This window comes from Moraxella tarda (assembly GCF_035181405.1).
In the GTDB taxonomy this organism is placed as follows: Bacteria; Pseudomonadota; Gammaproteobacteria; order Pseudomonadales; family Moraxellaceae; genus Moraxella.
This window is the reverse complement of sequence record NZ_JAYGGV010000003.1, coordinates 268,734-292,586: the sequence shown is the minus strand read 5'-3', so window position 1 is coordinate 292,586 and position 23,853 is coordinate 268,734. Positions and strand designations below refer to the sequence as shown.

At 43.4% G+C, this 23,853-nt stretch carries 21 protein-coding genes; 9 read left to right on the top strand and 12 right to left on the bottom strand.

Features of this window, described 5'->3' with window-relative positions; translation table 11 throughout:
- Window position 1: 1 nt before the first annotated feature.
- The 3 genes from panC (at window position 2) to yjgA (ending at window position 2,340) form a co-directional block, all read left to right on the top strand.
- Window positions 2-850 (top strand): pantoate--beta-alanine ligase, encoded by an 849-nt coding sequence (panC, locus tag U9670_RS05735; RefSeq protein ID WP_323841039.1) that lies wholly within the window; start codon window positions 2-4, stop codon window positions 848-850.
- Window positions 851-871: 21 nt separating this feature from the next.
- The gene (gene rapZ / locus U9670_RS05730; RefSeq protein WP_323841040.1) at window positions 872-1,750 is read left to right on the top strand and encodes an RNase adapter RapZ; all 879 of its coding nucleotides are present in this window, start codon (window positions 872-874) and stop codon (window positions 1,748-1,750) included.
- A gap of 83 nt (window positions 1,751-1,833) precedes the next feature.
- The gene (gene yjgA / locus U9670_RS05725; protein ID WP_323841041.1) at window positions 1,834-2,340 is read left to right on the top strand and encodes a ribosome biogenesis factor YjgA; all 507 of its coding nucleotides are present in this window, start codon (window positions 1,834-1,836) and stop codon (window positions 2,338-2,340) included.
- Window positions 2,341-2,658: 318 nt separating this feature from the next.
- Here yjgA and U9670_RS05720 read toward each other — a convergent pair whose 3' ends face one another.
- Window positions 2,659-3,282, bottom strand: a complete 624-nt coding sequence (locus U9670_RS05720; RefSeq protein WP_323841042.1) for a thiol:disulfide interchange protein DsbA/DsbL — start codon at window positions 3,280-3,282, stop codon at window positions 2,659-2,661.
- 399 nt (window positions 3,283-3,681) lie between these two features.
- On the opposite strand from U9670_RS05720, the gene ubiG reads away from it, so the two are divergent.
- The 4 genes from ubiG to paeA all read left to right on the top strand — a co-directional run bounded on the left by ubiG (window position 3,682) and on the right by paeA (window position 7,474).
- Window positions 3,682-4,419 carry a bifunctional 2-polyprenyl-6-hydroxyphenol methylase/3-demethylubiquinol 3-O-methyltransferase UbiG gene (ubiG, locus tag U9670_RS05715; RefSeq protein WP_323841043.1) on the top strand — a complete coding sequence of 246 codons (738 nt, stop codon included), beginning with the start codon at window positions 3,682-3,684 and terminating at the stop codon, window positions 4,417-4,419.
- Between the two features lie 28 nt (window positions 4,420-4,447).
- Window positions 4,448-5,158 (top strand): HAD family hydrolase, encoded by a 711-nt coding sequence (locus U9670_RS05710; protein WP_323841044.1) that lies wholly within the window; start codon window positions 4,448-4,450, stop codon window positions 5,156-5,158.
- A gap of 83 nt (window positions 5,159-5,241) precedes the next feature.
- Entirely contained in the window at window positions 5,242-6,003 is a 762-nt protein-coding gene (locus U9670_RS05705; RefSeq protein ID WP_323841045.1) for a YciK family oxidoreductase, read from the top strand.
- Between the two features lie 154 nt (window positions 6,004-6,157).
- On the top strand, window positions 6,158-7,474 hold the full coding sequence (gene paeA, locus U9670_RS05700; RefSeq protein WP_323841046.1) for a polyamine export protein PaeA: 1,317 nt from the start codon (window positions 6,158-6,160) through the stop codon (window positions 7,472-7,474).
- Between the two features lie 149 nt (window positions 7,475-7,623).
- Here paeA and U9670_RS05695 read toward each other — a convergent pair whose 3' ends face one another.
- Complete coding sequence (locus tag U9670_RS05695; protein ID WP_323841047.1) at window positions 7,624-8,778, bottom strand: DUF1615 family protein; 1,155 nt, start codon at window positions 8,776-8,778, stop codon at window positions 7,624-7,626.
- A gap of 38 nt (window positions 8,779-8,816) precedes the next feature.
- On the bottom strand, window positions 8,817-9,737 hold the full coding sequence (locus tag U9670_RS05690) for an acyl-CoA thioesterase (protein WP_323841048.1): 921 nt from the start codon (window positions 9,735-9,737) through the stop codon (window positions 8,817-8,819).
- A 195-nt stretch (window positions 9,738-9,932) separates the two neighbouring features.
- On the opposite strand from U9670_RS05690, the gene plsB reads away from it, so the two are divergent.
- On the top strand, window positions 9,933-12,599 hold the full coding sequence (gene plsB / locus U9670_RS05685) for a glycerol-3-phosphate 1-O-acyltransferase PlsB (protein WP_323841049.1): 2,667 nt from the start codon (window positions 9,933-9,935) through the stop codon (window positions 12,597-12,599).
- A 117-nt stretch (window positions 12,600-12,716) separates the two neighbouring features.
- Here plsB and pdxH read toward each other — a convergent pair whose 3' ends face one another.
- From pdxH to U9670_RS05660, 5 genes are all read right to left on the bottom strand, one after another.
- Window positions 12,717-13,349, bottom strand: coding sequence for a pyridoxamine 5'-phosphate oxidase (gene pdxH, locus U9670_RS05680; RefSeq protein WP_323841050.1), 633 nt, complete (start codon window positions 13,347-13,349; stop codon window positions 12,717-12,719).
- A 12-nt stretch (window positions 13,350-13,361) separates the two neighbouring features.
- Entirely contained in the window at window positions 13,362-13,598 is a 237-nt protein-coding gene (locus U9670_RS05675) for a hypothetical protein (RefSeq protein WP_323841051.1), read from the bottom strand.
- The gene (locus U9670_RS05670) at window positions 13,598-15,697 is read right to left on the bottom strand and encodes a M3 family metallopeptidase (protein ID WP_323841052.1); all 2,100 of its coding nucleotides are present in this window, start codon (window positions 15,695-15,697) and stop codon (window positions 13,598-13,600) included. The genes U9670_RS05675 and U9670_RS05670 overlap by 1 nt, the downstream gene beginning before the upstream one ends.
- Before the next feature lie 296 nt (window positions 15,698-15,993).
- Window positions 15,994-17,838 (bottom strand): glutamine--fructose-6-phosphate transaminase (isomerizing), encoded by a 1,845-nt coding sequence (glmS, locus tag U9670_RS05665; RefSeq protein ID WP_323841053.1) that lies wholly within the window; start codon window positions 17,836-17,838, stop codon window positions 15,994-15,996.
- 229 nt (window positions 17,839-18,067) lie between these two features.
- Complete coding sequence (locus U9670_RS05660) at window positions 18,068-19,426, bottom strand: FAD-dependent oxidoreductase (RefSeq protein WP_323841054.1); 1,359 nt, start codon at window positions 19,424-19,426, stop codon at window positions 18,068-18,070.
- A 217-nt stretch (window positions 19,427-19,643) separates the two neighbouring features.
- Between U9670_RS05660 and hslO the strand changes: the two genes are divergently transcribed.
- Entirely contained in the window at window positions 19,644-20,531 is an 888-nt protein-coding gene (hslO, locus tag U9670_RS05655) for an Hsp33 family molecular chaperone HslO (RefSeq protein ID WP_323841055.1), read from the top strand.
- A gap of 155 nt (window positions 20,532-20,686) precedes the next feature.
- Here the strand turns inward: hslO and U9670_RS05650 are convergent, their stop codons facing one another.
- From U9670_RS05650 to U9670_RS05635, 4 genes are all read right to left on the bottom strand, one after another.
- Window positions 20,687-21,220, bottom strand: a complete 534-nt coding sequence (locus U9670_RS05650) for a tetratricopeptide repeat protein (RefSeq protein ID WP_323841056.1) — start codon at window positions 21,218-21,220, stop codon at window positions 20,687-20,689.
- Window positions 21,221-21,295: 75 nt separating this feature from the next.
- Window positions 21,296-22,006, bottom strand: a complete 711-nt coding sequence (locus tag U9670_RS05645) for an ABC transporter permease (RefSeq protein WP_323841057.1) — start codon at window positions 22,004-22,006, stop codon at window positions 21,296-21,298.
- Window positions 22,003-22,725 carry an ABC transporter permease gene (locus U9670_RS05640; RefSeq protein WP_323841058.1) on the bottom strand — a complete coding sequence of 241 codons (723 nt, stop codon included), beginning with the start codon at window positions 22,723-22,725 and terminating at the stop codon, window positions 22,003-22,005. The genes U9670_RS05645 and U9670_RS05640 overlap by 4 nt, the downstream gene beginning before the upstream one ends.
- Before the next feature lie 339 nt (window positions 22,726-23,064).
- Window positions 23,065-23,832, bottom strand: coding sequence for a transporter substrate-binding domain-containing protein (locus tag U9670_RS05635; RefSeq protein ID WP_323841059.1), 768 nt, complete (start codon window positions 23,830-23,832; stop codon window positions 23,065-23,067).
- Between the last annotated feature and the right edge of the window lie 21 nt (window positions 23,833-23,853).

Here is a 23,853-nt window from a genome sequence, read left to right as displayed (position 1 = left end):
AATGAAAATTTTTCATACAATTGTTGATTTACAATCTGAATTAAAATTACACAGTGACAAAAAAATTGCCTTGGTTCCCACGATGGGCAACTTGCATGATGGGCATTTACAATTGGTCAAAATCGCCCAGCAAAACGCTCATATGGTGGTGGTGAGTGTTTTTGTTAACCCCACCCAATTTGGCGTAGGTGAGGATTTTGACAGCTATCCACGCACGCTTGATGAGGATTGTGAGAAATTAAGAACTGTTGGTGCAGATGTGGTATTTGCTCCAAGCGTTGATGAAATGTATCCTGTTTATCCGCCAAATATTGCTGTATTAAGTGGCGATATTACCAAGATTTTATGCGGAAAATCTCGCCCCACACATTTTGATGGGGTGGGGCTTGTGGTGAGTAAGCTTTTTAATATTGTTCGCCCTGCTGTGGCAGTTTTTGGTAAAAAAGACTACCAACAGCTGGCCATTATCCGTCAATTAAATCGCGAGCTGAATTTTAATATTGAAATCATTGGGGCTAAGATTGTTCGTGCTGATGATGGTTTGGCACTCTCATCACGCAATGGCTATTTGACCAAAAAAGAACGCAGTACCGCCCCAATCATTCAAAAAACCTTACAACGAATTGAAGCCGATGTGCTAAGTGCATCATTTGAACAATATTCAAAGATTATCCAAAAATATCATCAGCAGTTAACCGATGAGGGTCTGCTTGTGGATTATTTGGAGTTGTATAATGATAAACTGCAAGCCGTGAGGCCGACAGACAAACATTTGGTGGTATTGGCTGCTGTATATGTGGGCAAAGCAAGGCTTTTGGATAATTTGGAAATTGAATTACCAGTCAATTGATCAATCAACTTGGGTGCAACAATGAGCGAGCAAATTTCCATCATTATCGTATCAGGACGCTCAGGCTCTGGTAAAACCTCGGTATTAAATATACTAGAAGATTTTGGTTACTATGTCATTGATAATTTGCCCTTGTCGTTTGCGTTTGATGCCATTAAGCGTTTGATGGTTAGTGATAGCATTCATAAGATTGCACTGGGCATTGACAGTCGTCTGCCGCAGACAGATTTGGTGAATTTTCCGATTTTGCATCGTAGCTTGGTGCATGAATATGGTGAGCGTGCCGTAACCGTGGTGTATGCCACCGCCAAAGAGCAAGTGTTGGTGGCACGCTTTGGCTCTACTAGGCGAGTGCACCCTTTGATGGCGACCAAGGGCAATTTGCCAAATGCGATTGCCAGTGAGGTTGTCTTACTTGAACCGATTGCCCGCCTTGCTGACATCAAGATTGACACCAGCTTATTAAATGTGCATGAACTAAAACAAAAAGTGCGTGATTATTTGGGTATTGAAAATCAAGTGATCATCAATTTGCTGTCATTTGGCTTTAAATATGGCGTACCGCTTGATGCTGATTTGGTGTTTGATATGCGAATTTTGCCCAATCCACACTGGCATGAAGACCTGCGTTTGCTGACCGGGCGAGATGATGCAGTCAAGGCATTTTTTGCTACTCATTTAGCAGTGCAAGACATGGTGGCTGATCTCATCGCGTATTTGTCAAAATGGCTACCAAGTTTTGCTGATAATAACCGCCATACCATGACAGTTGCCATCGGCTGTACAGGTGGTAAACACCGCTCGGTTTATGTTGCTGAGAAGGTGGGCTTAGCATTAAGTAAACACTTGCCTTCTTATTTAAAAGTACGCATCAAACACCGTGAAAAACGCCATTGGTGAATGACTGAGCAATCAATACCAACTGGTTTTAAAGATTAAAGAAAGATAGATTCATCATATAAGCCAAGCATTTAGAGAAAATTATGAATATTGACTGGTCAAAACAAGACATGCGAGTGTCTCGCACTGAAATTAAAAAAGCACATGAGCGTTTGCAGTCTCTTGCTACGCCACTGGCAAATCTATCCAAAAAACAGCTTGACAATCTACCTGTGAGTGAGTTTTTTTTGGATGAATTGAAGCATTTGTCAAACATCACCAGTGCCGCTGCCAAGAATAGACAAATCAAACGAGTAGGCAAACTCATCATTGAAGAAGACCGCCATACACTGACCCAAGCCTTATTTGAAATCAAATTTACCAAAGAGCAGATGGCAAAAATTGAGACTTGGTTCAGCCGCCTAAAACTGCATGATGAAGGTACCATCAAGCAATTTGTCAAACAATTTAACGCCAGTGAATTTAATAGCATTTATCAGCTTTTGCTATGGATTGAGTATGCCAAGCATTTACAAGATGATGAACTTTTTAATGAAAGCGTGGCAGATTTTGAAAGTTATGTTAAAGAAGTGGCGATTTTATCAAGCTAACTTTTTGTTGTGAGGCTGATAAAGTGCCAGTTTTTAAGAGTTAAGATTTTAAAAGACCATCAAAATAGCAAAATAATACAGCCAAATGATGAATCATTTGGCTGTATTATCACTTCCTTGGCGATATTGCCCCTTGCAGTTACTCCATGTATCACAGCATTTATCCTTAATTGACATATCCATTTGTCCATTCCTTTGCTGTGTGTATAGTATCGCAAAATTTGATGAATATGGCTATTGGCGAATATCGCCAATCTTTGTAAGTGATTGCCGACAATAAAGCCATAAATGATTGTGGCTTTATTGTCGGCGTTTTCATCATTTGCTTTCAGTGCGTACCTTGTTGATGAGAAAATCAACAACTTCTGTGACTTTCTTGTCCTCGCCAGACACCACATATTTACCATGAACGACAACTGCAGGCACACCTGTTAGCTGATAGCGTGAAGCACCTTGTTTGGAACGCTCAATCTTGGTGCTGACTGGAAAAGAATTGTAAAAGCTGTTGAATTTTGCTTTGTCCGCACCTTGTGCTGCATACCAGTTGGCCAAATTTTCTTGGTTGGCAATGATGTTTCTTTGACCGTCTTTGTGGATAGCGTCAAATAGTGCTTGGTGAGTCTTGTTGTCAAGCTGCATTTGCTGTGCTGCATAAAAGCCTCGTGCTGCCACCTCCCATGCAGGGTTCATGGCAGCGGGTGTGCGAAAAAATGCCACATCTTTATCACGATTTTTTGCCCATGCTTGCATATGAGGCTCTAACTTATAGCAATGTGGACAGCCATACCAAAAAAACTCACGCACAACAATCACATCAGCTGCAATGTTCTCAGGATTGGCAATTTTTTGATAATCTTTGCCTTCTACGAAGTCGACAGCAAAAGCATGGTTTGCAAAAATAATGGCTGCGGTTAGGGAGGCAAGTTTTAGGGCAAGTTTCATGACGAAAATCCTTATAAATTTTTTAACAAAAATTTGCTTTTATTGATAAAAAGCAAGCAGTTTGGCGTGCTTTTTTTAAATTTGTGACAATTTAAACATAAAAATATGGTATAGTTTAACGCATTTTTAGCAAAAAGTGGTAACAGATTTATTAACCTTACTTTGCAAATTGGTTAATTTTGCATCATTACGACTTTCTTGTTTTAAAATAAAACGCTTTGAAGGGTGTGGTACGAGAGTTCTGTCAGCACACCCAATCACAAATTACAAATTACAAATTACAAATTACAAATTACAAATGCAAGTGCAAGTGGTAAATTCTTGTGTAAAATGATAAGATATGAAACAAGATGCACAAAAGACCTCTTCAAAATTATCGCTAATAACATTGGAAAAATTATGCAAACGACAGCAACCAACGCCGACTATGATGAGATTGGTAAGTTTACTACTTTGGCTGATGAATGGTGGGATAGAAATGGGGCATTTCAATCCCTGCATGATATTAATCCTTTGCGTCTAAACTGGATTGAAGATAAGGTCAATGAGCAATACGGCTCTGCTTTACTTGGCAAAAAAGTGCTTGATGTTGGTTGTGGCGGTGGTATTTTGTCGCATTCAATGGCAGTGCGTGGGGCGAATGTTTTGGGTGTGGATTTAGGAGAGGCAAACTTAAATGCAGGTCAAATCCACGCTGAGCGTACAGGCATGACAGACAGCCTTGCTTTTCGCTGTATCGCAATAGAAGATTTGGCCATTGAGCAGGCTGGCTTGTATGATGTGGTAACTTGCATGGAAATGCTTGAACATGTCCCTGATCCATCTGCCATCGTGCAGGCGTGTTTTGATTTGTTAAAGCCAAATGGTGTGTTTGTTACCTCAACAATAAACCGCAACTTAAAGTCGTATTTGTTTGCCATCATCGGTGCAGAATATGTCTTGCGATTGGTGGACAAAGGAACGCACGATTATCACAAATTCATCACCCCAGCCGAACTTGACCAAATGGCAATTCGTGCAGGGTTTGACCGTCAAGACATGACTGGCTTGCATTACAACCCGATCATCAAGCATTTTTGGTTGTCAAATCGTAATGTTGATGTCAATTATATGATGTCATTTGTCAAAAAATCTTAAAATTTGAATGATAGGAAAACCAAAAATCATGATAAAGCTCAACCAGCTTGATGCAGTTTTATTTGACCTAGATGGTACATTAATTGATACAGCCTCTGACTTTATCCGTGTCATTAAGCTCATGTGCGATAAATACGGCCATCTTGTGCCAAGCGATACCGCTATTCGTGAGCAGGTCTCGGCAGGCTCAAGGGCGCTGGTGCGTTTGGTGCTTGGAGATGTATTGGTAGACAGCTTGGGTGATGAAAAATTACTTGCTTATCGCCAAGAATTTCTTGATTTATATGAGCAGAATATCTGTGTAGACAGTCGGCTTTTTGATGATCTTGATGAGTTATTAAGAACGCTTGAGCACCATGGCATAGCGTGGGGTATTGTTACCAATAAACCCAAATACTTGGCTGAAAATTTGCTTGATAAGTTAAACTTGGCTGAGCGTTGTGCTGTGCTTGTTTGTCCTGACGATGTGAGGAATACCAAGCCTGACCCAGAGCCGATGTTTTTGGCGGTAAAACGCCTGAATGAAAAATTGAGTAAAGCTACTCAGCCAAATAATTGTATCTATGTGGGCGACCATATCCGTGATATTCAAGCGGGCAATGCAGCAGGCATGATGACCGTGATTGCTGGATTTGGTTATCTATCTGCTGATGACAAAGAAAAACTTGCGACTTGGCAGGCAGATAAAGTGATGGCAACCCCTTATGATTTGGTGCAGTTTATCAAAGGTTTGTTGTAAGCTTTGCTGTCATTTAATTTTTCATACATGGCACGATGAATATCTTTTGAGCTGTTAATATTTTGAACTACTAAGATTAAACCATGACCACACACCACGACATCATTAACTATACGCCTACAGCCAACTGCCTTAAAGACAAAATCATCCTAGTAACAGGTGCAGGTGATGGCATAGGCAAAGTGGCCGCATTGACCTATGCTAAATTTGGGGCTACTGTGCTACTTTTGGGCAAAACACAGTCTAAATTAGAAGCGGTATATGATGAGATAGAAGAGCTGGGCCTGCCAACACCTGCTATTTTACCGATGGATTTGGCAAATGCAAGTTTTGCACAGATGAACGAGCTTGCCAATTTGATTCAAGGTGAATTTGGCCATCTAGATGGTGTGCTTCATAATGCAGGTATTTTGGGTGCATTGACACCGCTTGAAATGTACGATCCCATTACTTTTGAGCAGGTGATTCATGTCAATGCGACAGCGGTATTCATGCTGACCCAAGCATTATTTCCGTTATTACAATCCGCCCAAAGTGGTTCGGTGATTTTTACCAGCTCTGGCGTGGCAAAAGTGCGTGCATTTTGGGGGGCTTATGCACTTTCTAAGCAAGCGATTGAGGGCATGAGTGAGATTTTTACCCAAGAAACCAAAAATCACACCACTTTGCGTTTTAATTGCATCAACCCTGGTGCGACCCGTACTAATATGCGTGCACACGCTTTTCCTGGCGAAGACCCTTATACACTAAAAACACCTGCGGATATCATGAGTGCCTATGTGTATTTGATGACTGATTTGGCAAGCGGTATTAAAGGGCAGGTGGTTCATTGCCAACCCAGATAATCAAAAAAAGCGGCATTAGGTCGCTTTTTTTGACTTTAAAAAATTTATAACAAAATCATTGAACTGTACTTGAATTGTACAGGCATAACTTGATAAAATTTGGTAAATTGAGCTGTTTATTAAAGGTTTTTTTTACCAAAATACTGGACTTATCGTGGAATTATTACAACACATTTTTTTGATTTTTATTCTGATTTTGATATCGAGTTTTTTCTCGATTTCTGAAATTGCTTTGGCTGGTGCACGAAAGTTAAAGCTAAGATTGCTTTCTGAGCATGGTGACGAGCGTGCAGATAAGATTTTACATTTGCAAGAAAATTCGGCAGAGTTTTTCGCCACAAGCCAAATTGGCTTAAATGCTGTTGCCATTTTGGGCGGTTCGGTTGGTGAGGCCGCATTGCGTCCTTATTTTGCATCGTTCATTGTACAGTTTTATCAAGGCCCTTGGGCGGACAGCATCGCCTTTTTCTCGTCTTTTATTTTGGTGACGCTTGTCTTTATTTTGTATGCTGACTTGATTCCCAAGCGTATTGCAATGATCAATCCAGAAAAGATTGCTTTGATGGTCATCAATCCGATGTTGCTGGTCATTAAGCTGGTCAGCCCTTTGGCGTGGATCATTAATGTCATTGCTAATTTGACTTTCAAGCTATTTAATGTCAATACCACTCGTGAAGACAACATCACTTTTGATGATGTTTCTGCCATTGTGGATGCAGGTGCACAGGCGGGTGTGGTCTTACAACAAGAACAACATTTTATTGAAAATGTGTTTGAACTAGAAGAACGCACTGTGCCATCATCTATGACCACGCGTGAAGATGTGGTGTATTTTACACTAGGAGAATCCGAAGATTCTATTCGTCAAAAGATTGCTGATTATCCATATTCCAAATTTTTGGTGTGCAATGCTAATATTGATCAGGTGATCGGCTATGTTGATACTAAGGACATCTTGGTGCGGATTTTGAATAATCAATCACTGCTTCAACTTAATGAATCAACCATCAGAAATGTGCTGATCATTCCTGATACGCTCACTTTGTCTGAACTTTTGGATAAATTTAGAGCCAGTAAAGAAAAATTTGCTGTTGTCATTAATGAGTATGCGTTGGTGGTGGGTGTGATTACACTGTCGGATATCATGATGACTGTGATGGGCGACTGGGTGGTGCCGATTGAAGAAGAGCAACAGATCATCAAACGAGATGAAAATTCATGGTTGATTGATGGTGGCACGCCGATTGATGATGTTAAGTACGCCCTTGATATTGATGAATTTGAAGATTGGGATCATTACGAGACACTGGCAGGTTTTATTATGTATCGCTTGCGTAAGATTCCACGCCCTGCTGATTTTGTGATACACGAAAATCTAAAATTTGAAGTGGTAGATATTGACCATTATAAAATTGACCAAGTGCTGGTTACTCGCCTGCTTGATGATGCTACCGATAGAGAATGGATTTGACATTGTCTTTTGGGGCGGTGCATAATTAAAACTAAAAAAGACGCATATTTTGCGTCTTTTTTCTTTGGTAATTAAATATACTTTAAAAAAATGCTTAAATAGTGAAGAGGTTAGCACTTGGCTCATATTTTTTGTGGTTTTAGGCAAAATCAACCGAGCTTGATTTTGTGTCTTTTAGCGTTCGCCATACAGCTTTGATAGCGTTTATCAACTCGGTTGGCAAACCAGTTGGTGTTATAATCACGACTGAGCTTGGGGCCCGATATGATGACTTGCGGTATGATGGCATAAGATGGATTTTTGCCGTATTTTTTCTCAAATAGCTCGCTGACCGTGCGATAAGTCTGTGTTGATTCAAAGTCTTTTAATTTTTCCTTTTTCAAGTCAGCACGAATTTGTCGTTCGCTGATGGGTGTAAGCTCGCTAGCAAATAGCTTGATGAGCGCGGTCTCGCTTTGGCTTTTTTTGCTGATGGGGCTGCCATTGTCATAAAGTAGTAGGTCACCATCAAGGTCCAGTTTATCGCCTGTTAGGCTACTCACTCGTTGTTGAAAGGCGGCATTCCTACTAGAATAGATGCCTGAATTGTAGTCGGCAAAACGATATAGGGGCTTGTCGTAGTCTGCTTGGTAAAGCATCAGCCGATGAATGCCGTAGTACAACCCACCGTACTGACTGTATAGGTCAGCACGGAGACTGCGGTCGCTCATGTTGCTTCGGCGGTGCGTGCGTGCGTAGTCAATATGGACTTGCATCGATCCTAGCGTGGTGATGGGGTTGATACGCTCATCAATGCCTTCACCAGATAATTTGGTAATGTGGGCAAGCCCTGAAATCTTGTAAGTTGTTGTGAAGTAATCAAAGATTTTTTGGTACAATTCATCAAGCTCTCGCTCAGTTTTGATTTGTTTGATTTGTTTGATAAAGTTATCATCAATGCTGGGCTTGGTTTCTAGCATATTGCGAAAAGTTTTGGCAAGTGTTTTGCCAAATTTTTCTTCTAGTTTTTCATCAATTGCCTTTAATGATGCTCTGCTTAGGTTTGGTACGATGGGGTCGGCTTGAAAATTAGACTCTTGGTCAATCACGGCGATGGCAGTGCAGATATTTTGAGTGGTTTTGGGCAATTTAAGCTCATCAAAAACCTGAACCATGTCAGATGCCCAAGATGCTTTGTTTGACACATGTCTTGGTAGTAGCTTGGTGATTTGCTTGCTGGTAAGGGCATCTGCTTGGTTGGTGTCGGTGTTGCCACAAGCAACAAGCAAAGCGGTAAGTGCAATCAGAAAAATGTGCTTAAACATGATATTTTTAATGCCTCAAATCAAGGTATTAAGTTGGACTAGGCTTTTTTGGTCAGTCGCATCAGACCTTCTTGTTGGGTGGTGGCGATGAGTTTGCCATTTTGCCAAAATTGCCCATGATTAAGGCCTTTGGCGTGGCTTGTTGTGTCGCTCCACATGTCATATAGTAGCCATTCATTGATGTCAAAGGGGCGATGAAAGTGCATGGAATGGTCAATGCTGGCCACTTGCAAGCCACGACTTAGATAGCTTAGCCCATGACTCATTAATCCTGTGCCCACCAAATAAAAGTCGGACGCAAAGGCGAGCAATGCCTGATGAATGGCGACAGGCTGACTGCCTAATGCTTCGATGCGTAGCCAGTTTCCTTGTCTGGGTGGCATGGGTCTGGGGGAGATGGGGTCTCTTGGGTGTGTGGGCTTGATTTCAATGTGGCGTTTTCTAAGGTAGCGTGCCTTTAGTGGCTCTGGTATGCCATCTACATAGGCAGATTTAAGCTCTTGTTCGTTGAGTAGCATCTCTGGCGTGGGATAAGTGGGCATTGTCTCTTGATAATCCAAGCCACCTTCCATGGGTGAAAATGATGCAATCATTGAAAAAATCACCTGTTTGTCAATTTCACCTGCGTCATTGGGTATGTGCTGTATGGCGGTAACTTCTCGTGCTGATAAGCTACGCCCATCACGCAGACAGCGTACTTGATAATGTACAGGATAGCGAATGTCGCCACCACGCAAAAAATAACCATGTAATGAGTGGCAGGGCTTATCGGTTGTTAAAGTCAGGGCACCTGCCATTAATGCTTGTGCCAACACTTGTCCACCAAAAACTCGTGGCCCAACATAATCAAAGCTGGGTGCAACAAATTCATTGTCGGCGATTTCTTGTAAATTTAGAGTTTGTAGTAAGTCGGCAACCAAGTCTTTTGGGTCATCACTTTTGGCAAAAATATGGGTCATAATAAATATAAATCAACTAAATTTTGTCTATTATCCAATCGCATCATTAGATTGTCAATATTTACCAATCTAATTGTGTGTACTGATGGTGCAGACTAATCAGCTTAAAGCTTGGGTTGAATGCGATTGATATAAAATCCACAAAATCATAACCAGCCATAGTTTTTTTTAGTCAAAAGGCAAAAATATGATAAAATGAGTCAATTTGGATTATTGTATCGCCATGCCATGTTAAAAATTTCCACATCAAAACTGACCAACTTGCTTGGGTTTGGCAAAAAGCCAAATAAATCAGACGCCATACTATCAAGTGATGACGACAACAAAGTTGTATCGAATACAACAAAAACTCCCAATACTCGGCAGATTGCAGAGCCCAGCACTTATCGCCGTGTATCGGCCAAAAGTCTGTCGCTTGCGGTCAAACCGACCATCATCGGCGAGGTACCTGTCATCGATAATGATCATTTGACTTTTTATGTGATTCGTGATTATTCTCGTTCAAACAGCTTGCTTGTGGGCATGACGACAGACGAGCTCAACCTGCCATCAGCATTGGCCAAGATTGATGAGCAAGGGGTTGATGAGTCGTCAGCGATGATATTTTTGCAAGGACGCAATAAAGAGCGTGATGTTGGTGTTTCACCACGCCTTGAACGCCTTGTGCAGGCGTGTCTTGATAATCCCAATCTTGATGTCAATCTTGTCCCTGTAACGATTTTGTGGGGTCGTGCACCTGATAAAGAAGAGTCGCTGTTTCGTTTGCTCATGGCAGATGAATGGCGTTCGCCAAGCATTCCTAAGCAGTTATTCAACATTGGTGTGATGGGTCGTAATACTTTTTTAAGATTTTCTGACATCAAGTCCTTGCAGTCGCTCATCAAAGATGCCCAGTTGGGTGTTGATGAGAATCTGTCTCGTGCGATTCATCTGCGTTTAAAAGGCTTTTTGGATAATCAGCGTACAAGCATTGTGGGACCAGATTTATCTGACAAACGCAACGAAACTGGCAAAATCCTTTCATCGTCTGTGGTGCAAGCTGCCATAGAAAAAGAAGCTCGAGAAAAGGGCAAAACCATCGCTACTGTCAAGAAAGAGGCAGCGGGCTATGTGGCTGAGATTGTCAGTGATTATTCATATTCGGTACTCAGGGTTTTTGATCATTTTTTGACTCGGTTGTGGACACGCCTATATGATGGCGTGGAAGTACGCAATTTTGAGCGTGTGCGTAGATTGGCTCTTGACCATCAGGTTGTGTATGTACCATGTCATCGCAGTCATATGGATTATTTATTGTTGTCTTGTGTCATTTATAAGCGTGGCCTGCGTATTCCGCACATTGCAGCTGGTGATAATTTGAATATTCCAGTGCTTGGAGAGTTGCTGCGTAACGGTGGTGCATTTTTTATGCGCCGTAGCTTTAAGGGCAATGCACTGTACGCTACAGTATTTAAAGAATATGTACACAATCTGATGCAGCGTGCTGCACCAATAGAATATTTTATTGAAGGTGGTCGTTCTCGTTCAGGTCGCCTGCTGCCACCAAAGCTGGGCATGCTGGCGATGACGGTTAATAGCCACTTGCGTGAGCCTGCCAAACCTGTGGTATTTATTCCAACTTACATCAGTTATGAGCGTATCATGGAGGGGGCAACTTATGTGGGTGAATTAAAGGGTAAGCCTAAAGAGCTTGAAAACTGGTTTGGTATTTTAAAAACCGCCCGTAAAATAGAACGAATATTTGGCACGGTACATTTGTCTTTTGGTGAGCCTTTGTATTTGGACAATTTTATGGAAAAATTTTCTGTCAAATCTGGGAGCAATAGTGCCACCAATGTCAATAATACATACGCAATGGTTCAAAACCTAGGCGTGAAGATTTTGCAAAATATCAATAAGTCTGCTGTTGTTAATCCCGTATCTTTATTGGCGTTGGTGCTTTTATCTACGCCAAAGGCAGCACTTGGTGAAAAGCAGTGCTTGGAGCAAATTGCTTTATACCAGCGTCTGGCTCATGCTTTGCCATACGATACAGAGACGCACATTACCACGCTGGCACCAAAAGATATCTTGGCGTATGGCGAGCAACTAAAACTTATTGAGCGTACGCCGCATGTGTTGGGTGATATGATTCGTGTGGCAGACAAGCAAGCGCCGATGCTTAGTTATTTTAGAAATAACATCTTGCATGTGTTCATTATGATCAGTTTCTTGGCATCGCTGGTTCAGCGTAATGGTCGTATTAACCGCACCAATCTCGATGCCATCACTAAGCTTATGTATCCGTTTTTGCAAGCCGAACTGTTCTTAAATACCGCTCTTAGAAATGTTGATGGGCTGACCGATAGAATATTAAGCGTGCTCATTGATGAGGGTGTGGTTGTTGATTTGGGCAATGATACACTTGGTGCACCTGAAATGAACTCTGACAGCTATCAACAGCTGATCGTATTGGCAAGTGCTGCCCAGCAGAGTCTTGAACGCTACTTTATGGCACTTGCATTATTGTCGGAGCAAGGTAGCCGTCGCCTAACTGCTGAGCAGGTGGTGAATTTGTGTTATGCACTTGGTCAGCGGATCTCGGTGCTGTATGCAGATGATTTGCCTGATATGTTTGATAAAGCATTGTTTACCAGTTTTATTGACACCCTAAAACGCTTGGGCTATATTCAGGTTGAAAGTGAGTCGGGCGTGCTGATGTTTGATGAACGCATTGACAACATTGCCCAAAACGCCAAGTTTGTGCTGACGCCTGATATGATGAAATTGTTGCATCACACGGCAAGTTTGAGCGACAGCGATATTGAAACTGTCATCAAAGAGATGAGCACTAAGCGTAAATTTGGTAAATCAAAACGATAAAGGATTGTAGCAATCGGACAAAAGCCTGTCCTAAGATAGTGGTTTTGTTCTTGCAGATGTGTTGGCTTGGTGGGGTAAAAAAATCTTTTGCCCCATTGTTTTGCCCATCAAATATTATCAAGGGGCAAGGCGTTCAATGAGCCATTGATCACCATCTAGGCGATAGCGAATGCGGTCGTGCAGGCGAGATGGGCGACCTTGCCAAAACTCCACCGCATCGGCTCGCACCAGATAGCCACCCCAGTGTGGTGGGCGTGGCACGCTGATGGGGTGCTTGACACCAAAGAGTGCGGCTCGCTTGACGATGACGGATTTGTCGGTGATGACTTGGCTTTGTTCGCTTGCCCATGCACCGATACGGCTGGTGTAGGGACGGCTGGCAAAATACTCATCAGACGATGCTTCGTCCAATTTTTCTACCACGCCTTCAATACGCACTTGTCGCTCTAATTCTGGCCAAAAAAAGACAATGCTAATATGTGGGTTGGTTGCTAGTGCCCGCCCCTTTCTACTGTCATAATTGCTAAAAAACACAAAGCCATCATCATTAACTTCTTTAAGTAGTACCATGCGACTGCTAGGGCGATTATCGGCATCTACTGTCGCAATATTCATTGCAGTTGGCTCATTGACTTTGGCGGTCATAGCCTCATTTAGCCAAATTTTAAACTGCTCAACAGGGTTGGTGTGGCAATGTGATTTTGACAATTCTTGTTTGCTATAATCTTCTCGTATGTCGTGTAGGTTCATGATTTTACTCGCTTATTTAAACTTTACCACACCCACGCCAGTATCATCGTAGCCGTCTGCCTGACGCATGGCGGTCGCTTCATTGGGGGTGGGACGGCGTTCGTTGTGGTTGCAGGTGGTGCATTCAATCCATTCATCAAAAACAGGCTCAAACACCTGAATTTGTACCACCGTATCCACCGTGCGACAGTTTGGGCAGGCAACCCCTGCCAGAAATTGGCGTTTTGGGCGAGTGGATTGATAACGCATCAATCATCTCCAAAGCCACTGTGGCGAAGTAGGGCGTCAATTTTGGCTTCACGCCCAGCAAAGGCGATGAAATTTTCTTTGGCGGTGCGTGAACCTCCCATCGCTAGGATATTTTCGTAAAATGCCTGACCAATGCTGGGGTTGATGACACCAACCTCGCCTGCATTATCTTCAAAGACACCAAAGGCATCTGCCGATAAAAGCTCAGCCCATTTATAAGAATAATAACCAGCAGCATAACCGCCAGCAAAAATGTGTGCAAAGCTGTTGGCAAAGCGGTTGTTTGCTGGTGGCATGATGACAGCGACTTGTTTGCGGACTTGATTGATGGCGGTCAAGATTTGTTCATATTCATCAAAATTGCCTGCATGAATGCGTAAATCAAATAAAGCAAATTCAATCTGGCGTAGTGTCTGCAATCCAGATTGGAAGTTTTTGGCATTGAGCATGGCGGTCAGTTTGTCATCGGGCAGTGGCTCGTCTGTCTGAACATGACGACTGATTTTAGCAATGCCTGATTTGTCCCAAGCAAAGTTTTCCATAAATTGACTGGGCAACTCAACAGCGTCCCACTCCACACCACTAATGCCAGAGACATCAGCGATGCTAACTTTGGTCAATAGATGATGTAAAGCGTGCCCAAATTCATGGAATAAAGTCAAAACCTCATCATGAGTAAGTAGACTTGGTTTGTCGCCCACCGCTGGCGAAAAATTACCCACAACAAAGCATACAGGCAGGGTCTGTGAGCCACTTAGGCTGATATTTTTGGATTGAAAATCAGACAGCCATGCACCGCTAGATTTGCCCGAGCGAGCATATAGATCAATGTATGCCCCACCTATCAAGCCATCTTTGTCATGCACTTCATAAAACTGTACATCTTTATGCCAGACGGGTGCGTCTTTGGCGACAAATCGTACACCAAATAATGTCTTAATGATGTCAAACATACCATCTAAAACCACAGGTACAGGAAAGTATGGACGAATTGCCTCGCTGTCTAGGCTATATTTGGCGTTTTGCAATTTTTCACTGATAAAAGCAATGTCCCATGGTTGTACATCGTCCAGCCCTAGTGTTTTGGCAAATTCTTGAATTTCTCTCAAATCTTGTTTGGCAAAAGGCAGGGCTTTTTGTGCTAGGTTTAATAAAAACTCTTCAATCTGTTCGTGATTTTCTGCCATTTTTGTGGCAAGTGATACCCCAGTGTAGTCCTTGTAACCAAGCAGTCTTGCTTTGTCTGTACGCAGTTTTAGAATGCGAGCCATGATATCACTGTTGTCAAACTTACTCTCTTGCCCGTCTTTTTCGCCTGTAAAGGTTGCTTGGTCGGACGCACGAGTATGGTAAGCATGGTAGAGAGTTTCACGCAGTTTGCGGTCGGTTGCATATTGCATGACCGCCAAATACATTGGTACATCTAGCGTTGCCACATAGTCGGTGGGCAGGGATTTGTTGGGATATTTGGCTTTGTAATGCTCGCCTGCAGATTTTAGCAGTGCCAAGCCATTTGGTGTGATGCCATCTAACTGTTCATTGGTCAAGGGTAGGGCAAATGCCGCTGTTGCATCAAGCACATTGTCTGAAAATTGAGCAGATAGAACCGACAGCTCGCTTTGAATTTTGGCAAACTCATTTTTTTTGTCATCAGGTAGGCCGACCCCTGATAAATCAAAACTTTGCAAGGCAAGATATACCGCACGAATGCGAGCAATGTCAGTGCTGTCTTGCAAGGTGCTTTCTACCGCTTTGTATAGGTCATACAAGGGTTTTGATTGTCCAACTCGCACGCCAAATTCACTAAGCTTTGGTAAAAGTTCATGGTGTGTGTGGCGAATGTCTTCATCGCTCATCACGCTGTTTAGGTGTGATAGTACACCAAACGGCCGATGAATGGCACGAACCAGCTCATCAAATTGATCAATGGTGGCGATGGGTGTGTCGGCTGTATTGCCATTTTCAATATTGTCCAAAAAAGCATGAGCATCGTCAAGGGCTTGGTTTGTCTCTTGGCTTAATATGGCTGGTGTGGTTTTTGTAAAATCTACCAAGTGTAGGCGATTGTCAAAACTTGGGCTATTAAAATCAATACTCATATTTTTTCCTAAAATCTAAACAAATTTTTATGGCTTTGTGAAAATTATAAGGGCGAGTGCGTGATTTTGCAATGATACACACAGATTATTGTGTTATTTTGGATACAAAGTTGTGCCAACAAAGTGCTTAAAGTGTGTGGTAAGGCTCTGAAAAATGTGTCATTGATGAGTAGGGCGGTTGGTTGCAGATTGTCATTGCCACGGCTTTAAATCTATATTTAAATACAAATTTAAATATAAAAAGGGCAAAAACCGTTTGCCCTTTTTATATTTGTTGATCGGTTGATGAATGGCGATTACTCCACCGTAACCGATTTTGCCAAATTTCTTGGCTTGTCTACATCGGTGCCACGCACCAAGGCAACATGGTAGGAAAGTAGCTGTACGGCGATGGTGTGTACGATGGGTGATAATACACCAACATGGCGTGGCGTACGAATCACATGAATGCCTTCGGTTTTGGCAAAGTCGCTATCAAGGTCGGTCAGGACAAACAACTCACCACCTCTAGCACCAACTTCTTGCATATTGGCTTTGACCTTGTCTAGTAGCTTATCATTTGGTGCGATGACCACCACAGGCATATTCTCATCAATGAGTGCCAAAGGTCCATGTTTTAATTCACCTGCTGGATAGGCTTCGGCGTGTATATAGGTCAGCTCTTTTAGTTTTAAAGCACCTTCTAGGGCAATTGGGTAATGAATGCCACGACCTAGGAATAAAGCCGATGGTTTGGTGGCAAATTTTTGTGCCCAAATGGCCAGTTGCGGCTCTAAATTTAGGGCGTGCTGAATACTGCCGGGCAAAAGGCGTAATTCTTCGCCATATTGGCTTGTTTGTCCCTCATCAATATGACCACGAATTTTACCCAAGGTTACTGCCAAACCAAACAAAATGACCAGTTGGGTTGTGAATGCCTTGGTGCTTGCGACACCAATTTCTGCACCTGCACGCGTATAGATGGCAAGTGTGCTGTTGCGTGGCAGAGCAGATTCCATGACATTGCAAATAGATAGGCTGTGCATATGCCCTTGATTTTTTGCGTATTTTAGTGCCTCCATTGTATCAAGCGTCTCACCAGACTGGCTGATGGTGATGATGAGCTCGTTTTGATCGGTGATGACATCACGATAGCGGTATTCGCTGGCGATTTCAACATCACAGCGAATCTTGGCGATGGATTCTAGCCAATATTTTCCTGTTAGGGCGGCATAATAAGAGGTACCACAGGCTAAGATTTTGATGCTGTTAATTTGATTAAAAATTTCACCTGCATTTTCTCCAAAGTTCTCAGCGACAAAGCCACCGTCCAAGAATATCTCTGCTGTATCTGCAACGGCTTTTGGTTGTTCATTGATTTCTTTTTGCATGAAATGGTTGTGTGAGCCTAATTCAAGGCTGGCAAGCGATAGCTGAGAGGTTTTGATTTGGCGTTCTGGCGTGTTGCCATCTTTGTCAATCAAAGTTTCAATACCATCTGCGGTCAAGATGGCAATATCTCCATCTTCTAGGTAGGTAACCTGACGAGTAAACGAAACCACCGCTGAGACATCAGAGGCGATGAACACTTCGCCCTCACCAAAACCAATTAAGAGCGGACAACCCATGCGAGCCACCACCATCTGTGTGGGGTCATCTGGCGTGATGACAGCGATGGCGTATGCACCATGAAAGCGAGAACAAGCAGTCTGTACTGCACGATAAAGATGGCCACCGTTTTGGGTGTATTCATGATGAATGCTGTGGGCGATGACCTCGGTGTCAGTCTGCGATTCAAAGTCAAAACCCAAAGCTTCTAGGCGTGTCCGCTCAGACTCAAAATTCTCAATGATGCCGTTATGCACCACAGCAATGGTGCCACCTGAGATGTGTGGGTGAGCATTTGGTTCTGTAACGCCACCGTGTGTTGCCCAGCGAGTGTGTCCGATGCCAATATTGCCAAACAAGCCTTTGGCACGAGCTGCCTCTTCCATCAGTGCCACACGACCGACACGGCGTACACGCTTGATTTTGTTTTCTTCTTTGCTATAAATGGCGATGCCTGAGGAATCATAGCCACGATATTCAAGGCGTTTTAGGCCATCTGTCAAAAAATCAACAATATTAGCATCACGACGAATGCCACCGACGATACCGCACATAAAAGTTCCTTAGTATCAAAAAAATTAATAGACCAATTAACAAAAAATAAGTCGCCCAAATCGTTGTGCGAACATTTTGTGGTGGTTTATTATAGTGGAATTTTAGGATAAGATGAAATTTTATGATCATCAGATTACAAAAATAAACCAAAAAACACCACCTAATTTGGGCGGTGTTTTTGTTAATGGTCATGCTTAAATCTTGCCGACTGCCAGCAGGTTTGAATGATTATTGGGGTGATTTTAGTAAGACTTTGGCGATGATGTTGCCACCATCGTGCAATTCAAGCGATAATTCGTCTGTTTCATTTTTAATCACTCGCCAATCACCATCAGCTGTTGGGTTGCCATTGGCGGTAACAGTGATGCTTTTATTTTTTAGGCGAATCATGGGCGTTTTGTGTTCATAGCCACAATGGGTCAGCCCCAAGATTTCGTGGGCGATGGCAGCTGCTTGTGTGCGGTGTGGGGCAACATAGCGACATGGCATACCATCAATGCTGATACAATCACCCAGTGCATAAATGTGTGGCACGCTCGTTTGTAAGGTGCTACGATGCACAGCGATGCCTGTGCGTTTGTTAAAGTCCACACCTGCATGGGTGGGCAGTTCTGCATCTACCATCAGCCCAGTTGCCACAATGACCTCGTCAAAGTGCAGTGTTTGTTCGTTGTTGTTGGTTAAGTCAATCAGGGTGATGTCATGACCTGTATGGCTTGGTACCATGCCATTGACCATGCTTTTGCCCAGCCAACCAATGCCCTTATTTTTGATGGCGGATAAAATGCGTTCGCCTGCGATTGCTGGCAACAGTGTGGATAATGGGTAAGCACCGACATCAATAAGACTTACCTGATGCCCTGCATGAATCAGGTCTTCTGCCAATTCTATGCCAACCATGCCTGCACCGATGATGGCCAGATTTTTTGGTTGTTTGCCTGTGCTTAGATGTGTTTGTAGGGCAAGGAATTTTTCAAGGTTGTTGATGTGCCATGCCATGTCTTGGGCGATGGTGGGTGGATAGGCAGGGATTGCACCGATGGCCAGCACCAAATCATCGTAGCCGATATTGCCACAAGTGGTTTGCAGAGTCTGTGTATTGGTATCAATGTGTGTTACAAAGGTGTTGGCAAGCAGTCTGACTTGATTGTCTGTTGCTGACTGCGCAGCGGTGGTGCGTACCAAATCGCTGGCAGTTTTGCCCTGTGAGAGGGCGACAGACAGCATAGGTTTGTGATAGCGGTCGCCACGGTCGCCACAAATGAGCGTTATGGGGATTTGCTTGTCCAACGCACGCACCGCATCAACCACGCTCCAACCAGCCAAACCACCACCAATGATGACAATGCCTCGTTGATTATTGTGATAAGCAAATGCAGTCAATGAATGGTCATTTAGGTGGGCATCATCGGCTTTAAATCCGCTCTTTGTTGTGCCACAGAGTGGGCATTGCCAGTCATTTGATATGTCTACAAAGCGTGTACCAGTAGCCAGACCATTTTTTGGGTCGCCTAATTTTTCATCATAAACATAACCGCACGCTAGGCAGGTGAATTTTTGCCAAGCATCATGACCGTTGGTTGTCATCGTTGTTTATCCTTTGTTTGTTTGATTGTGTTTGATTGATTAATTAATTGTATTGACTTGGGCAGAATAGGGTGCATAAGTATAGCACAAATGTGCACTAGGCTTGGTTGGAATTTTATGGGTTTGTTGATGATTTGCAATTTATCAGCTTGTCCCCATGTAGTGATGGCGTTTTATTTTATATTTTTGTTTTATATTCTTGTTAAGAAGAGCTGTCATGACCGATATTCAACCCCCTTTGCAATACCGCCAGCGTTTTTTTATTGAGCATTCGCCTGTGCGTGGTGATGTGGTACGCTTATCTGATGCTTATCAGACTGTCATCACCAAGAAAAACTACCCCACTGCCATCAAGGCCTTGCTTGGTGAAATGTTGGTTTCGGCCAGTTTGCTGATAGGTACACTCAAAATCAATGGCAGGCTGTCTGTACAATTACAATCATCAGATGAAAATGCCCCTTTGTCATGGGCGATGGCAGAATGCGACCACACAGGACAGGTGCGAGCGTTGGCAGGGTTTAAAAATGCCGATGAATGGCAGAATGCAACCACAAGCCGTCAGGCATTTGCACAGCTTGGTCAGGGCGTGTTGTTTATCAGCATTCACCCAGAGCGAGGCGAGGCATATCAAGGCATCGTAGAGCGTGTGAGCGATGACTTGGCCGAGTGTTTGGCACATTATCAAAAGCAGTCGGCACAGATTCCAACGCTACTAAAACTTGCCACCAGTGATGAGGCGGCTGGTGGTATTTTGGTACAGCTTTTGCCACAGACAGACGCAGACCGTGAAAACGACCCAGACCTATGGGAGCGTATGAGTGCCTTGACCAGCACGATTCGGGCAGATGAGCTGACCGAGCTTGATGCTGATGAGATCTTGTATCGTCTGTATCACGAAGAGCAGGTGGCAATACCAGAGGCCAGTCCGCTAGAATTTGGCTGTACTTGCTCGGCACAAAAAAGCGAAGGAGCAATCTTTCAGCTGGGGCATCAAGAGGCACTGCACGCCTTAGACGCACACGGTGGCGTGCTTGCACTCGATTGTGGGTTTTGTGGGCAGTCTTATGAATTTGATGAAAAGGCGGTGAATGCCTTGTTTGTGTGATGTGCTGTGGCTGTGCGTAGATTTGCCATACGCATTCATGTCAATGATTGTTTTTATTTTTATCATCAAATCATGTGGATAAATCATTCGGGCAAATCGTAGGGGCGAAATGTTTTTCGCCCCTACTTGCTGTTGCTATTTGATGTAGCGGTAGATCAGTAGCCTGCCTGATTAAGCTTTCTGTATTCATTACAGCCACCTTGATGGCCCAGATCACAGGCTTCGCCATACCATTTTTTGGCAGTTGATTTATTTTGGTGTACGCTATCTCCGTTATCATACAAAATCCCAATGTTATAGGTGGCCTTTGCATGGCCTTGGGTATAGGCTTTTTTCCACCATGTCATCGCATTGGCATGGCTTTGGCGTATGCCTTGCCCATTGTAATACATATTGCCCAAATTAAATTGAGCATCTGCATATCCTTGCTCTGCTGACTTTTGATACCACCACACCGCCTGAGCGTCGTCTTGCTTAACACCCAGTCCTTCATCGTACATCACGCCCAAATTATATTGAGCTGACGCATTCCCTTGCTCTGCCAGTCTTTTAAAGATGGAAAAAGCTTGGTTGTAGTTTTGATTGTCATAATGGGACATGGCTGTATCCCAGTCATCGGCCATCGCAGGGGCGGTTATGCTTAGGCTTATTGCCAGCAGGGCAGTGGATAGGGCATATTTGAGTTTCATGATTGGCTCTCCTAAAAAAATAGCCACCTCATCATATAAAATTTATTGTCTTTGGCAATGGGGCGTGTTGTTTATTTATGATGCTGTTGGCGGTGCATGGCGTTTGTGCTTGTTGATGCGGTTTTCAAAGAGTCTAAAACCAATCATGATGACCCATGCCAAAATCAGATAAATCACACCAGCGGCGGTGTACATCTCAATGTGCATATAGTTTTTGGCAGAAAGATTTTTGGCGGCGTAGGTCAGCTCTGCCAGTGTGATTGATGCTGCCAAGGCACTGCCTTTTAGGATAAAGATGACCTCATTGCTATATGCAGGGAGCATGATGCCAAAGGCTCGTGGCAACATGATGCGGTGTATTTTTTGCCATTTTGACATACCGATGGCGTCGGCTGCTTCTAGCTCGCCTTTGGGAATGGCAACAATCGCCCCACGCACGATTTCGGCGATGTAGGCGGCGGTGTTGAGCGTAAAGGCGATGATGGCACACCAGTAGGCCTTTTGAAAGATTGGCTCCCACAAAAAGCTGTCTTTGACAAATTCAAACTGCCCAAGCCCTTGATAAATCAAAAAAATCTGAATGAGTAGTGGTGTCCCACGAAAAAAGAAAATATACACAAAGGGCAGTGCTTTAATCCAAATATGCTTAGATGAACGCAGCAGCCCCAACACCACCCCAAAAATCAAGCCAAATACGCAGGATATCGCCACCAGTTCAATGGTGATGACAGATGCTTTTAGCATGGTGGGTAGATGTTCTACAACGGCTGTCCAATTTAGACTCATGCTTGTCCCCCTTTGCCCTTGGCAAGTGCCTTGGCATAGCGTGCCGCAGGATTGGCTCGCCACTCAAAATGCGTCATCAATAAAGTAACGATGGTCGTCAGTGCCAAATAGATGAACGCTGCCACGATATAAAAAGTAAATGGCTGTTGGGTGCTTTGGGAGGCTCGGCCTGCATAGTACATCAAATCTTGCAAGCCAATCAGTGATACAAGGGCGGTGTCTTTTAGTAGTACAAGAGTCAGATTGCCCAGACCAGGCAAAGCGACAATCCACATTTGTGGTAGGATAATGCGTCTGACCGTTTGGATTGGACGCATACCAAGACTGTGTGCAGCCTCCCACTGACCTTTTGGTATTTCTTGTATCGCCATGCGAAACACTTCGGTTGCGTATGCACCAAACATGATGGACAATGCCGCCACACCTGCCCAAAATCTACTCATATCAATGCGATCTGTATGACCGATTTGGGTGGCGATGATTTGTATCAGTGCATCACTACCAAAATAAACAAAAAACACCATGAGAAGTTCAGGCACACCACGCACCACTGTTGTATAAGCATCAGCGATGCGTTGCAGTAGCCAAATGCCAGACAGCTTAGCGGCAGCACCAAGCAGACCCAGCACCAAGCCGATGATGAGACTGATGAAACCAAGCTCAATGGTGAGCCATGTGCCTTGTAGTAAAATTGGGCCGTAGCCTTGTAGGTCAAACACAAAAATGCCCTATAAAAAGACGGATATCACAATATATACCTATATCAACAAGATATACGACAAGATAAAAATAAGCAATTTGGGCATCAGTCATCAAATTAACCGACCCAAACCGATTATTTTAACAAAATTTTACACGCCTTAAAACATTTATTTTTTTAGATTTGCGTTGTTGATGGGCAAGGCAATGATCAAGATGATGGCTAAGCTCTCATCATGAATGGTTTGCCTATTTGCCAAGCAGTACGGTAGGGTAATTTAGGGCGTATCCAAAGATACGCCCTAAATGATAGATGATTTTATGACATGAACATCAAAAAAATATTCACATGACAGGCATTAAAAATACTTGCTGACCAGTTCATCGTATTTGCCAGACTCTTTTAATTTGGCAAGTGCGTTATTAAACTCATCTTTTAGCGGGTCATTTTTACGCAAGGCAATGGCAACGGTATCGTTGATGTCAACTGGCTCGCCTTTAACCTCAAAGTCTGCACCTGTATCGGTTTTTAGCCAGTCTAGTGCAGGGACAATGTCAGACATCATGCCATCAACACGCCCAGCTGATAGGTCAAGATAGGCGTTGTCTTGTTTGTCATAAGCCTTAACGATGGCATTGGGTTGTTGGTTGGCTAGATAGTCTGCTGATACTGTGGCTTGCTGTACGGCGATGTTCTTACCGTCAAGAGCAGTAGCAGACAGCTCAACACCTTTTTTGCCAAGCAATACCAAAGTGTTGTTAAAATAAGAGTCGCTAAAATCTACGACTTTGGCGCGTTCTTCGGTGGCAGACATACCAGCCATCACCGCATCATATTTTTTGGCTTGAAGCCCTGGGATTAGCCCTTCCCAATCTTGGCTTTGGATATCGCAGGTGGCTTGCATCTCTTGGCAAAGTGCGTTGGCAAGGTCAATTTCAAAACCAACCAAATTACCGCTGGCATCTAAGTAGCTAAATGGTTTAAAGCTAGACTCGGTGGCAATGCGGATTTGTTTTGTGGCAGTGTCAGAGGCTGTTTTGGCTGATTGTTCAGCAGGGGCTTTATCTCCACCACAGGCACTGATAAAAGCGGTTAAGGTCAAGGCACTAATTAGTTTTAATTTCATTGCTGTATTCCTATTGGTTAA